The organism is Pseudomonas sp. GM49, from assembly GCF_000282355.1.
In the GTDB taxonomy this organism is placed as follows: domain Bacteria; phylum Pseudomonadota; class Gammaproteobacteria; order Pseudomonadales; family Pseudomonadaceae; genus Aquipseudomonas.
Genome location: NZ_AKJL01000307.1, coordinates 1 through 12,353 on the forward strand (window position 1 = coordinate 1; position 12,353 = coordinate 12,353).

The window sequence follows — 12,353 nt, forward strand, 5'->3', positions numbered from 1 at the left end:
TGCAAAAGGTTACCGACTGGCACCGACGGCGTCCTGCCGGTCTCTGATGACTCCTTGGTTTGCCCGTGCCATTTGGCACGGGTTTTTTTTGCCTGCGTTGTGCCAGCAGGATTTTGCGCTGTCGGGATAAGCCTGTAGCCCAAGGGAGCGCCGACACCCACCAAGGCTTTCTATGATCGGCCCATGTCAATAATCCGGCCGCTTACGGCCGTAGCCCGATGCCTGCCAGGGAGCCGAACTCTCATGAACGATAAACAGCACCAAGTCACTGTCAATTTCTCCGATGGCGTCAGCCGTAGCTTTAGCGTCGCCGAACAAACCAACATTCTTGATGCCGCGCTCGCAGCGGAAATTCCATTGCTCTATCAATGCCGTTCCGGTAGCTGTTCAAGCTGTATCGCCCAACTCGCAGGCGGCGATGCGCGCACCCGCCCGGGCGCCAGCTCGACGCTGCTGGCCAGCGAGTACAGCGCCGGACAGCGCCTGCTGTGTCTCTGCCAAGCGCAGTCCGACTGCACTTTCGATGTCGCTTACAGCAGCGAAGTCGGCTCCAGCACGGCGCAGCAAGTGCACGTCTTCGTCAACGCTGTCGAGCGTATTGCCAGCAATGTGATGCGCCTGACCCTGGAGTTGGCCGATGGCGACTGGCTGGAATTCCGACCCGGCCAGTTCATGCAGATTGAAGTGCCCGGTTATGGCGTGGTGCGCAGTTACTCACCCTCGAGCACTGCAGCGCAGCTGCCGACGCTGGAGTTCCTGGTCCGCCTGTTACCGGGCGGCGCCATGTCCAGCTATCTGGAAGAGAAGGCTACGAATGAGGACGTGCTGACGCTGAGCGGCCCTTATGGCGCGTTTTTTCTGCGCGAGGAGAAACGTCGCGCGCCACATATTTTCGTCGCCGGTGGCACCGGCCTGGCGCCGATTCTGTCGATGATCGATGCCTTGCGCCAAGGCAGCGGACGCAAGCCGCCGATGCTGCTCAGCTTCGGTTGCGCGGTCCCGGACGCGCTGTTCTGTCTCGAGGACATTGAACTGCGCCAGCAATGGCTGCCAAGCCTTGAGGCGCGGATCTGTGTCGATCGCGAGCCGCGTGACGGCCTGCACCAGGGCAGCCCGGTCAGCGCGCTGCGCGAGGGCGATGTGAGTGCCGACACGGTCGCCTATCTCTGTGGCCCGCAGCCGATGATCGATGCCGCTACAACGCGGCTGATCGAGCTGGGCGCCAATCCCGCGAACATCTTCGCCGAACAGTTTGTGGCCAGCCACTAAGGAACCCGCCATGCAATCCACCATGCAATCCACTGCGGCCGTCAACTTCTCCACCGAGCAAATGAAGTGGTATGAACAGGCCTGCGCCAGGATCGACCCCAAACGCCTGCAGAGCTTGTTGTACACCATCACCAACATCCATAGCCCTACTGGTGCGGCCCGTGCAGCCAGCGAGCACATGAAGGGCTACCTCGAAAGCATTGGCATGGCCGCACGTTATCAGCCAATGAGTTTCACCAGTGGCAATGTGTTGGCCGAACTGCGCGGCAGCGGCGGCGGCGCCAGCGTTCTCTTGTATTCACCGATCGATACCCACCTGGAGCTGGACGAAGCCGAGAAGATCCTCACCGGTCCCGCCGACGAAGCGGACATGCAGCCATCGGCGCAGCAGATCGATGACTGGGTTTTCGGCCTTGGCGCTTCCAATCCCAAAGGCATGATCGCTACCCTCACCGAGGTGGCCACTGCACTGATCGAGGCCGAAGTACCGCTGGTTGGCGACCTGCTGGTCGGCCTGGCCGATGGCGGCATGCCGGTGGACATTTCCGCCCGCCAACATGCCGGTATGTCCAATGGCGTGACACACCTGATCAACCGTGGCGGCGCGCCTGACTTCGCTATCGTGATGAAGCCTTGGAACTGGGTGTATCACGAGGAACCTGGCATGGGCTGGTTCAAGCTGCGCGTGCACGGAACCCTCGGCTATGCCGGCGTTCCCCGTGGCACGCCGGGCTTCCGTAGTTCGGTGGTGCCGGCGGCGACGGTGATCCAGGACCTCGAGCAGTGGATCATTGAGTATGCCGAGCGCAACACGTCCGGGCAGATCAAGCCGCACGGCTGGATCGCCGGGGTGCGCGGTGGCAATCCGGAACGCCCGGCCTTTCCATCGGCGGTTACCGAGATCTTCTTCGACGTGCGGATCAACCCGCGCACCAGCCCCGCCGAGGTCAAGACGCAGTTTGCCGAGTTCGTCCGCGATCTGCAGGCGCGACGCCCGGAACTGGTCCTCGACTGGGAGATGTACGGCTCGGTGGCCGGCGGTAGCACCGATGCACAGAACTGGATCGTGCAGTCCGCCCGGCGTGGCTGGGAGCATATCGAGCGGCGTCCCCATGGCGAGGCCGACCTGCTCGGCGGGCAAACCGACGGTGCCGCGCTGCGTCGTCTCGGCATCCCCACTGCGCGCATCGGCTGGCCATGGCCGGCCGAAGGTGCACCGCTGCCGGTCGCCGAGGGGCTTGGGGGCATGGGCGCGACCTACATCCCGGATCTGCTGCCGTGCGCCAAGAAAATCATGTACGCACTGATCGACACCCTGACCCGGCCTCGTAGCGAGTTGGGCCTGTAGTCAGCGACTCGAGTTCTTTGATGGTAATTTTGGCCATGAAATGGGTTCCCCCTACTTTTCCCCCCACAAAAACGTCGGCTCTTGATGGGTGTTCCTGGACACTCGTAGAGCAGAACACCGCTGGAGCTCAGTAAATACTGGATTCGAAGAATCCAGGGTGAAACTTTGGAGTCTTTCAATAAGTATGCAAAAGGAGATGGGGCGCTAGGGGGCGAGTGTTCGAATCACTCCGTCCCGACCATATAATTCAAGGGGTTGCGAGATTTATCTCGCGACCCCTTTTTATTTTTCTTCGTTTTTACCCCTACGAAACGACTGGCTCTTGGTGGAATCCTCACCGCTTTCGTGTGAGCAGACGTCCGTTGTTGTAACGCCTGGGTGATCTTCGGTTCACCTGTTTCTGATAAGCGTCAGACTGGCGTCCCATCCGTTGCCAACCCCGAAAACTCCTCCATTGCATCCAGCAACGCCTCGTTAAAGTAAGCCTTCGATGCCCGGTCACACAGGATGAACAAGCTCGGCTGTTGCAGGGTACTGGCGTTGATCACGATAACGTTGATGCGTGCCGCCGAAGTTTGTGCCACTGCTCCGGGGCCGAAGACTTGAGGGCTCAAGTCGACACCACAGAGTTTGGCCATGACGTCGCTGAGGTGTTCACCACCGAGCTGAAACCAGGCATGGCTGTCCTGGCGTGGCAGCAGGTAATTGGCCTTGTGATCCAGCTCCCAGCGGGCCTCTTCAGCGGCAATGCGTTCACCCTGATCCCGTGGGCTCCCCAGCAACAGGTACTCGGTCTGGGACAGGCGCGCCACGCAGCTGCTGTCCTCCTGGGTGATGGCGCGGTTGGGGGCGTCGGGCAGCACGAAGTGGCGGCTGAGCAAATACTGCGCGCTATGGGCGCCGCGAAAACCGAGCCGAGGCAGATCGGTGAGGTCTGTCAGCGTACAGGCAGACAATAGGGCCAGGGACGGCTGGCCGAGGTTATGTTGTTCTATCAGACTGGTCATGGCTCAAAGCTCCTGGCGTTGGTTGACGGGATCGAAGAAGGGCAACTGCACCACCTCGGCCTGGACCACGATGCCACCCTCGACGCGGATTGGAATGCGCTGCCCCGGCGTGCTTTGGTCGATGCCGGCGTAAGCCAGGCCGATGATCTGGCCGAGGGTGGCGGAGTATTCGCAGGAGGTGACGCTGCCGCTGATGTCCGGGCCGTTCAGCACCAGATGGCCTTCCAGCGGTTGCAGGCTGCCCTTGGGCAACGTGAAGCCCACGAGTTTGCGTTTTTGTGGCTGGGCTTCGAGGATATCCACCGAGCGCCGGCCGACGAAGAATGGCTTGTTGCGACTGACCGCCCAACCCATGTCGATTTCCGCCGGATGGGTCATGCCATCGGTATCCTGGCTGATGATCACATGGCCTTTTTCCAGGCGCAGCAGACGCTGGGTTTCGACGCCGAAGGGACGTATGTCGTGTGCTTTTCCAGCCTCGATCAGCGCGTCCCAAAGTTTCAGCCCGTGACGCGCGGGTACGTGAATTTCATAACCCAGTTCGCCGACGAAACCGACTCGCAATAACCTGGCCTTGATGCCGGCAACCGTACCTTGGCGGACGCCCAGATAAGGGAACGCTGCGGCGCTCAGATCCAGATCGGTGCAGACTTTCTCCAGCACCTGGCGTGAATCCGGACCGGCAACGTTGACTGCGCAGACAGCGGCGGTGACGTTGGCGACGTCCACGTCCAGGCGCCATTGTGCGTTCCACTTGAGCATTTGCTGATAGATGCGGTCGACGCCGCTTGTGGTGGCGGTGACATAGAAATGATTCTCGGCGAAACGAGCGCACACACCGTCATCGATCACCACTCCATGCTCGTTGGTCATCAGTGCATAGCGAGAACGGCCGATCGGCTGTTTCAGGAAAGCGAAGGTGTACATGCGGTTGAGCAATTCGGCGGCGTCCGGACCACGTACATCGAGACCGCCCAGGGTCGAGACATCGATGATCCCGACCTTGTTGCGTACGTGCAGCGCCTCGGCTTGCATGCAGGCTTCGCGATCCCTGGCATTGCCATAGTAGGCCGGCCGTTGCCAAATCCCGGCGGGCATCATCTTCGCCCCGGCTTGTACATGCCGGGCGTGCATCGGTGTCTGGCGGTAAGGGTCGAAAGCCCTGCCGGCAACATGCGCCAGTTTTTCCGCCACAAAGGGCGGGCGTGCCGTGGTGACGCCGGTTTCACTGATATTGCGCTGGGTGGCCCAGGCGACCAGCCGGGCGGTCGGCAACGCTGAGTGACGGCCCTGGGAAGGGCCCATGCCCACTGTGGAGTAGCGCTTGACCAGTTGCACGTCGCGATAGCCGATCCGGGTGGCATTGACGATGTCCGCCACTTGCAGGTCCTCGTCGAAGTCGACGAAGTCCTTGCCCTTGGGGTGGGGGAAGATCGGCCAGTTGAAGTTGACCCGATTTTCGCCGCCCAAGGGTGCGCGCTGTGCGCCGACCGCCAGGCCCAGGGCCCGCGCGGCATCCGCCCCGGCATTCACGCCGTCGGCGATGACATTGTCGAGGCGGTGACGCCCATTGACCGAACCGGCCACCGCGAGGTTCAGCGGCAGGCCGCTGAGCGTGAACTCGGCACGCTGATCGTCGTAGGCCAGCTTGCCGCCTGCCTGGCACAGCAGTTGATAGACCGGCATGTAACCGGCGGACATGCACAGCAAGTCGCAATCCAGGCGTTGTCCGCTTTCTGCGACCTGACCCTGGGCGGTGATCTTGCGCACATCGACGCCGTTGATATGACGCATGCCTTTCTCGTGCAGCGCCTCATACACGGTGCTGTTGCGCTGGCAAGTGATCTTGCACTGAGCCAGTGCTTGCAGCAGTGACTCATCGCCAGGACCGTGACGCAAGTCCACCACCGCGGCGACTTCCACGCCCTGATCATACAGATCGAGCGCGGCGAGGTAACCGTCGTCATTACCCGTCAGCACCACCGCGCGTTTGCCGGGTTTGACGGCATACAGTTTCATCAAGCGTTGCGCCGCGCTGGTGAGCATCACGCCGGGCAAGTCGTTGTTGCGAAACACCACCGGTTGGTCGAAGGCACCACTGCACACCAGGCATTGGCGGGCGCGCACTTTGTACATGCGCTTGCCCTGGATCACCGGCAGATAGTTGTCGGTGAACCAGGCGTTGCAGGTCGCCTCGGTCAGGATCCGGATATTGGCGTGTTGCTCCACCGCAGACAACAGTTCGCGGCGCAGGGCTTCGGCTCTTTTGCCTTCGATATCGAAACGGGCATAGGTCAACGAACCACCGAGAATCGGTTGCTGTTCGATGAGCAACACCTTCGCCCCGGCATTGGCCGCCGTCAGTGCCGCATTCAGCCCGGCCGGCCCGGCGCCGATCACGGCAACGTCGGTGAACAGGTAAGCCTTGTCGTAATACTCGGGCTGGAAGGTCAGGTCGAGTACACCGAGGCCGGCCTTCTTTCGAATGATCGGTTCCCAGATTTTCCACATGCCCTTGGGCTTGTAGAAGGATCGGTAGTAAAAGCCCACCGGCATGAATTTTGAGAACTTGCCCAGGTAGGCATCGCGATCGTTGTCCAGCGAGCCGTTGACGTTCTGTGCCGTCACCTGCAAACCGGCCGACAGCGCGAATGCATCGGCCAGCACATTCGGTTCCCGGGGCAGTTGCACCAGGCTGTTGGCGTCTTGCCCGGCCATGGTCAGCGGGCCGCGCGGGCGGTGGTATTTGAACGAGCGCGAGATCAGGAAGCGTCCATTGGCCAACAAGGCGCTGGCGATGCTGTCGCCTTGCAAGCCTTGATAGCGATGACCGTCGAAACTGAAATCCAGCGGCTGATCACGGTCGATCAGCAGGCCCATCGGGGCGGGTAGGCGATTCATCCTGCGATCTCCTTGGCGGCGCTGAAGTCGACGCGGGCGGTGAAGAGTTCTTTGGGGTCGAAGGTGCGAAGAATTTCATCGCTGACGGTGTGACGCTCCGCGAGAAACCAGTAGCTGGACGGCGTATGCATCCACCATTCGCGCACCACCCCGGCGAGGTTGTCGGTGTTGAACACGTAGTCGGCCCATTCGGCATCGCTGCAACGAACGGGATCGGGCATTGGCTTGAACTCGCCGCCGTAAGTGAATTCGCTGATATTCCGCGGCCCGTTGAGCGGGCAATTGATGATTTTCATAGTCCGCTCTCCGTCAGTGACTGGCCGCCGTAGCGCCCATTTCGTTGACTTGCTGGAAGGTCGAAAAGCGTTCGAGGCCGAAAGGTTTGATCAGATCCGGCACCTTGCCGCCGCTGGCCACCAGTTCGGCCATGGTCTTTCCGCAGATCGGTGTAGCCTTGAAACCCCAGGTGCCCCAACCGGCGTCGAGGTAGTAATTTTTCACAGGCGAAAGCCCCATGATCGGGCTGTAATCCGGGGTCATGTCGGTGATCCCGGCCCATTGGCGCATCAGCTTGGCGTTGGCCAGAAACGGGAACATTTCGATGGCGTGGGCCAGCAGGCTTTCCTTCAGATCGAGCGTGGAGCGGGTGTTGAACAGCGGATAAGGATCGGAGCCGCCGCCGAACACCACCTCGCCGCGGCTGGTCTGCTGCACGTAACAATGCAGTGCCGAAGAACTCACCAGCGGATCGAGAAACGGCTTGAACGGTTGGGTGACCATGGCTTGCAGCGGGAAAGTCTGGATCGGTGAACGGATTCCGGCCTTGGCCATCAGCAACGAACTGTGCCCGGCGATTGCCTGCACGGCGCAGCCGCACTTGATGGTCCCGCGATTGGTCTTGACCGCGGTGATCGCACCGTTCTCGATGATCAGGTCCTGGACTTCGGTGAGCTGATGAATTTCTACGCCGCGTTTGGCCGCCTGCTTGGCGTAGCCCCAGGCGACGGCGTCGTGACGCGCGGTGGCACCGTCGATGTGCCAAAGCCCGGCAAGCACCGGCAGGTGACCGGGGTCGAGGTTGAGGCTGGGCACCAGTTCGCGAATCTGCTGGCGGTCGATCATTTCGCTGCGACCACCGAAGTGCTTGTTGACCTCGGCCCGCTGGCGGAACGAACGCACGGTGGCATCGGTATGGGCCAGGGTCAGTTGGCCACGCTCGGAGTACATGATGTTGAAATCGAATTCGTTGGACAGGGACTGGAACATCCGCACCGACTCTGCGTAAAAACGCACGCCTTCGCTGGTCAGGTAGTTGGAGCGGATCACCGCGGTGTTGCGCGCGGTATTGCCACCGCCCAGATAGGACTTCTCCAATACCGCGATGTTGGTGATGCCGTGGTATTTGGCCAGGTAATAGGCGGTGGCCAGGCCGTGCCCGCCAGCACCAATGATCACCACGTCATAGCTCGGCTTGAGTTCCCGCGGCGGCGGTAGATCGACGTCCACCGGGTACTCCGAACTCAGCCCGTATTTCAATAGATTGAACGGCATAGAGCCTCCGATTGGCTGCGTCGAGCCTGATGTTGCGCAAGGGCTGCGGCCACGGTGTTTTTCATCAAAAAGGCAATGGTCATCGGGCCGACACCGCCGGGCACCGGGGTGATCGCTGCGACGTGGGGCAGGGCGCTGTCGAAATCGACGTCGCCCACCAGACGGCTGCGGCCCTGGTCGTCGATGCGGTTGATGCCGACATCAATCACCACCGCGCCGGGCTTCAGCCAGCTGGCGTCGATCAGTTTCGGCCGCCCTACGGCGGCGATGACGATGTCGGCCTGACGGCACAAGCCCTGCGGATCCGGACTGCGCGAATGCAGTACGGTCACCGAACAATCGGCCTTGAGTAGCAGGGCCGCCATGGGTTTGCCAACGATGTTCGAGCGGCCTATCACCACTGCGTGTTTACCGCGCAGATCGCCGCAGGTCTGTTCCAACAGGTACAGGCAACCGCTGGGCGTGCAGGGGGCCAGCACGGTGCGGCCCTGACTGAGGCCACCGACGTTTTCACTGTGAAAACCGTCGACGTCCTTGGCCGGGGCGATGGCCTCCAGGGCGCGCAATTCGTCAATGTGAACCGGCAACGGCAATTGCAGCAGAATGCCGTTGATCAAAGAGTCGGCATTCAGCGTGGCGATCAGGTTCAGCAGTTGTTCGGTGCTGGTGTCGCTGGGCAGTCGATGCTCCACGGAGCGAATGCCTACCTCTTCAGCGCGCAGGATCTTGTTGCGCACGTAAACCTGGCTGGCCGGGTCGCTGCCCACCAGAATCACCGCCAGGGCCGGTTGGATGTCTTGCTCGCGAAGGCCGTCCACGTCCTTGCGAACCTGGATCAACACACGCGCGGCAGCGGCTTTGCCGTCAATCAGTCGGGGCGTGTTCATCGAAAGATCACCGTTCTGTCCTGGTTGAGGAAAACCCGGTGCTCCAGGTGGTACTTGACTGCCTTGGACAGGGCCACGGTTTCGGTGTCACGGCCGGTGGCGACCAGGTCGTCCGGCAGATAGACGTGATCGACGCGTTGCACTTCCTGTTCAATGATTGGCCCTTCGTCGAGGTCGCTGGTGACGTAGTGCGCCGTAGCGCCGATCAGTTTCACCCCGCGTTGGTAGGCCTGGTGATAAGGCTTGGCACCTTTGAACCCAGGCAGGAACGAGTGATGGATGTTGATCGCGCGGCCCGAGAGTTGCTTGCACAGGTCATCGGAGAGGATCTGCATGTAGCGCGCCAACACCACCAGTTCGGTGCCGGTCTCGTCGACAATCTTCATCAGCTCGGCTTCCTGCCGGGCCTTGGTGTCTTTCGTCACCGGCAGATAGATGAAGCGGATACCTTCGCGTTCGGCCATGGGCCGCAGGTCCAGGTGGTTGGAGACGATGGCGGTGATGGTCATGTCCATCTCGCCCTTGTGGTAGCGGTAGAGAAGATCGGTCAGGCAGTGGTCGAACTTGCTGACCATCAGCAACACACGCATCGGCTCGCGGGTGTCGTACAGTTCCCAGCTCATGTCGAACGCCTTGGCGACGTCGCTGAAACCGTCCTTGATCAGCTGGATATCGCCCGGGTGGTCGTCGTTGAAGCGGAACACCGCGCGCATGAAAAACCGGCCGCTGAAGTCGTCGTCGAATTGCGCCATCTCCCCGATGTAGCAACCGTTGTCCGCCAGGTAAGTGGTGACGGCCGCGACGATGCCGGACACCGCGGGACAGGTGATCTTGATGATGAAATGGTTTTTTTCGTGTTGCATGACACGTCCTCGGGAAGATGGCGGCAGCTCATCGCAAAGCGAAAAAAACATCGACAACAGCAATCTCGTCCATGAGGGTATTTTCTTATGGGGAATAAAATATTCCTGAAGTTGGCTTTATAGGGGAATGCCCGCGCCGCGTCCAGAATTTTTGTGAAAGTTTTTTAACTGGCAGGAAAACGCCTGAGGCCGACACAGATCGGCCTCAGGGTTGGAATCGAACGGGGAGTGGGGCGGGGATTATTCTTTGTCGTTGCCGTAATTCATGATCGAAAGCAGGCGGATCGGTACTTGTACCAGTTGTTCCGGGCCATGGGGGATTTCCCCTTCGAAAGTCAGGCTGTCACCGGCTTCCATGCGATAGAGCTGGTTGCCATGGCGATAGATCAGCTCGCCTTCGAGCAGGTGCAGGAACTCGGTGCCGGGGTGCGAGAACGTCGGAAACTCCTCGCTGGCGTCATCCATGCTCACCATGTAGGCCTCGAAACTCTTCTTCGGCCCGCGTGTGTGATTGAGCAGATGGTAGGTATGGCCTTTCTCGGTTCCGCGGCGAACCACTTCCATGCCTTGATCGGCCTTGACCAGCTGCGCACTGCCATCTTGCTGATCGTACTCACTGAACAACTTTGACAAGGGCAGGCCGAGCACGTCGCACAAGCGGCTCAGGGTATCGAGGCTGGTGGAGACCTGGGCGTTTTCAATTTTGCTCAACATGCCTTGGCTGATGTCGGCAATTTTCGCCACATCGGACAATTTCAGGTCCTGCGCCTGGCGCTGGCGTTTGATTTGCAAACCCAGGTATTGCTCGAGTTTGAGGCGCGGGGCGGTTTCGGTCGGCATAGTCTTTAGATCCTGCACACTTTCTGTTCAGTAATATTAGTTTCGCACTGAGAAAGTGCAAATCTCGGCGTTCCTCTCCAGCCCATTGGGCGGTATTCCCACCGGGAAAAGAATATTCCCATATATACAGCACAAAAGCGCTGGTTACGGCACTTCAGCTTTTCATTCGCGATTCTGGCAAGGGCCTTGCATTCCTATCGGGAAACTAACTTTCTTTTCAGGAATATTAAAAGAAAGTGACGGCCTATCCACAATGATTTGCCCTTTTTCGCCAGGAGTGACGAGCAATGTTGCCAGCAGAAACCCAGCGCATCATCGACAAGCACGGGATCAAGTATGTGCTTGCGCAGTTTGTCGATATCCATGGATCGGCCAAGACCAAATCGGTGCCGATCTGTGGACTCAAGGCCGTGGCCGAGGACGGAGCGGGTTTTGCCGGGTTCGCCATCAGTGGCATGGGCATGGAACCCCACGGTCCGGACTTCATGGCCCGTGGCGATTTGTCCACGCTGACGCCGGTGCCTTGGCAGCCGGGTTATGGCCGGATCGTGTGCATTGGTCATGTCGACGGCAAGCCGCATCCTTATGACAGCCGTTACGTGCTCCAGCAGCAGGTCCGTCGCCTGGAAGACAAGGGCTGGACGCTCAACACCGGCCTGGAACCCGAATTCAACCTGATGCGCCGCGACGAGCAGGGCAAACTGCAGCTGGTCGACGCCAGCGACAACCTGGACAAGCCTTGCTACGACTACAAAGGCCTGTCGCGCTCGCGGGTGTTCCTCGAGCGCCTGACCGAAGCGTTGCAGGCGGTGGATTTCGAGGTCTATCAAATTGACCACGAAGACGCCAACGGCCAGTTCGAGATCAACTACACCTACAGCGACGCCATGACTTCGGCGGATCGTTTCACGTTCTTTCGTATGGCCGCCGGCGAGATCGCCAATGACCTGGGCATGATCTGCTCGTTCATGCCCAAGCCTGATCCGAAGCGCGCCGGCAACGGCATGCACTTTCACCTGTCGATCAGCAGCGCCGAGAACAAGAACCTGTTCTTTGATGCCAGTGACCCGAGCGGCATGGGCCTGTCGAAAATGGCCTATCACTTCGCCGCCGGCCTGCTCGCCCATGGCCCGGCGCTCTGCGCCTTCGCCGCACCGACGGTCAACTCCTACAAGCGTCTGGTGGTGGGCAATTCGTTGTCCGGCGCGACCTGGGCGCCAGCCTTTATTGCCTTCGGCGCCAACAACCGCTCGGCGATGGTGCGGGTGCCTTATGGCCGCCTGGAGTTCCGCCTTCCAGATGCCGGTTGCAATCCCTATCTGGTCAGCGCGGCGATCATCGCGGCGGGCCTCGACGGTATCGACCGCCAGCTGGAAATCGACCACGTCTGCAACGAAAACCTCTACAGCCTGAGCCTGGAGCAGATTGCCGCGCGCGGCATCAAGACCCTGCCGCAATCGCTCAAGGAAGCCTGCGACGCGCTGGAAGCCGACCCGCTGTTCGCCGAGGTCATGGGCCCGCAGATCGTTGGCGAGTTCATCAAGCTCAAGCGCATGGAGTGGGTGGAATACAGCCGCCATGTCTCCGACTGGGAAGTGCAGCGCTACACCGAATTTTTCTAGACGCCAGCCGGCGCGCCCAAACGAACCATCTCGCAGCTTGAAACGTGTGGCTGCCGAACGTAGTG

At 60.4% G+C, this 12,353-nt stretch carries 10 protein-coding genes; 3 read left to right on the plus strand and 7 right to left on the minus strand.

All coding sequences use genetic code 11. From position 1 onward, the window contains the following. Positions 1 to 243 precede the first annotated feature (243 nt). Complete coding sequence (locus PMI29_RS02430; protein ID WP_008003683.1) at positions 244 to 1,269, plus strand: ring-hydroxylating dioxygenase ferredoxin reductase family protein; 1,026 nt, start codon at positions 244 to 246, stop codon at positions 1,267 to 1,269. 10 nt (positions 1,270 to 1,279) lie between these two features. Beyond that, positions 1,280 to 2,617: a hypothetical protein gene (locus PMI29_RS02425; RefSeq protein WP_008003685.1), complete on the plus strand. Its 1,338-nt coding sequence runs from the start codon at positions 1,280 to 1,282 to the stop codon at positions 2,615 to 2,617. 410 nt (positions 2,618 to 3,027) lie between these two features. On the opposite strand, the gene PMI29_RS02420 is transcribed toward PMI29_RS02425, so the two are convergent. From PMI29_RS02420 to PMI29_RS02390, 7 genes are all read right to left on the minus strand, one after another. Beyond that, entirely contained in the window at positions 3,028 to 3,624 is a 597-nt protein-coding gene (locus tag PMI29_RS02420; RefSeq protein WP_008003686.1) for a sarcosine oxidase subunit gamma, read from the minus strand. Between the two features lie 3 nt (positions 3,625 to 3,627). After that, positions 3,628 to 6,525 (minus strand): 2Fe-2S iron-sulfur cluster-binding protein, encoded by a 2,898-nt coding sequence (locus PMI29_RS02415; protein WP_008003689.1) that lies wholly within the window; start codon positions 6,523 to 6,525, stop codon positions 3,628 to 3,630. Next, positions 6,522 to 6,821: a sarcosine oxidase subunit delta gene (locus tag PMI29_RS02410; protein WP_008003691.1), complete on the minus strand. Its 300-nt coding sequence runs from the start codon at positions 6,819 to 6,821 to the stop codon at positions 6,522 to 6,524. Before PMI29_RS02410 ends, PMI29_RS02415 begins: the two co-directional genes overlap by 4 nt. Before the next feature lie 13 nt (positions 6,822 to 6,834). Beyond that, entirely contained in the window at positions 6,835 to 8,076 is a 1,242-nt protein-coding gene (locus PMI29_RS02405) for an FAD-dependent oxidoreductase (protein ID WP_008003692.1), read from the minus strand. Continuing rightward, positions 8,058 to 8,963 carry a bifunctional methylenetetrahydrofolate dehydrogenase/methenyltetrahydrofolate cyclohydrolase FolD gene (gene folD, locus PMI29_RS02400; protein WP_008003695.1) on the minus strand — a complete coding sequence of 302 codons (906 nt, stop codon included), beginning with the start codon at positions 8,961 to 8,963 and terminating at the stop codon, positions 8,058 to 8,060. The genes PMI29_RS02405 and folD overlap by 19 nt, the downstream gene beginning before the upstream one ends. Then, a complete protein-coding gene (purU, locus tag PMI29_RS02395; RefSeq protein ID WP_008003697.1) occupies positions 8,960 to 9,826 on the minus strand; it encodes a formyltetrahydrofolate deformylase in 867 nt (288 codons plus the stop codon). The genes folD and purU overlap by 4 nt, the downstream gene beginning before the upstream one ends. A 240-nt stretch (positions 9,827 to 10,066) precedes the next feature. Continuing rightward, a complete protein-coding gene (locus PMI29_RS02390; protein ID WP_008003699.1) occupies positions 10,067 to 10,666 on the minus strand; it encodes a helix-turn-helix domain-containing protein in 600 nt (199 codons plus the stop codon). 287 nt (positions 10,667 to 10,953) lie between these two features. Between PMI29_RS02390 and glnT the strand changes: the two genes are divergently transcribed. After that, positions 10,954 to 12,288, plus strand: coding sequence for a type III glutamate--ammonia ligase (gene glnT, locus PMI29_RS02385; RefSeq protein WP_008003701.1), 1,335 nt, complete (start codon positions 10,954 to 10,956; stop codon positions 12,286 to 12,288). Positions 12,289 to 12,353 lie beyond the last annotated feature (65 nt).

Coding starts and splice junctions, on each gene's coding strand:
- purU (WP_008003697.1), bottom strand. CDS start 9,826: ATGCAACACGAAAAAAACCATTTCATCATCAAGATCACCTGTCCCGCG.
- PMI29_RS02390 (WP_008003699.1), bottom strand. CDS start 10,666: ATGCCGACCGAAACCGCCCCGCGCCTCAAACTCGAGCAATACCTGGGT.
- PMI29_RS02405 (WP_008003692.1), bottom strand. CDS start 8,076: ATGCCGTTCAATCTATTGAAATACGGGCTGAGTTCGGAGTACCCGGTG.
- PMI29_RS02410 (WP_008003691.1), bottom strand. CDS start 6,821: ATGAAAATCATCAATTGCCCGCTCAACGGGCCGCGGAATATCAGCGAA.
- PMI29_RS02425 (WP_008003685.1), top strand. CDS start 1,280: ATGCAATCCACCATGCAATCCACTGCGGCCGTCAACTTCTCCACCGAG.
- glnT (WP_008003701.1), top strand. CDS start 10,954: ATGTTGCCAGCAGAAACCCAGCGCATCATCGACAAGCACGGGATCAAG.
- PMI29_RS02430 (WP_008003683.1), top strand. CDS start 244: ATGAACGATAAACAGCACCAAGTCACTGTCAATTTCTCCGATGGCGTC.
- PMI29_RS02420 (WP_008003686.1), bottom strand. CDS start 3,624: ATGACCAGTCTGATAGAACAACATAACCTCGGCCAGCCGTCCCTGGCC.
- PMI29_RS02415 (WP_008003689.1), bottom strand. CDS start 6,525: ATGAATCGCCTACCCGCCCCGATGGGCCTGCTGATCGACCGTGATCAG.
- folD (WP_008003695.1), bottom strand. CDS start 8,963: ATGAACACGCCCCGACTGATTGACGGCAAAGCCGCTGCCGCGCGTGTG.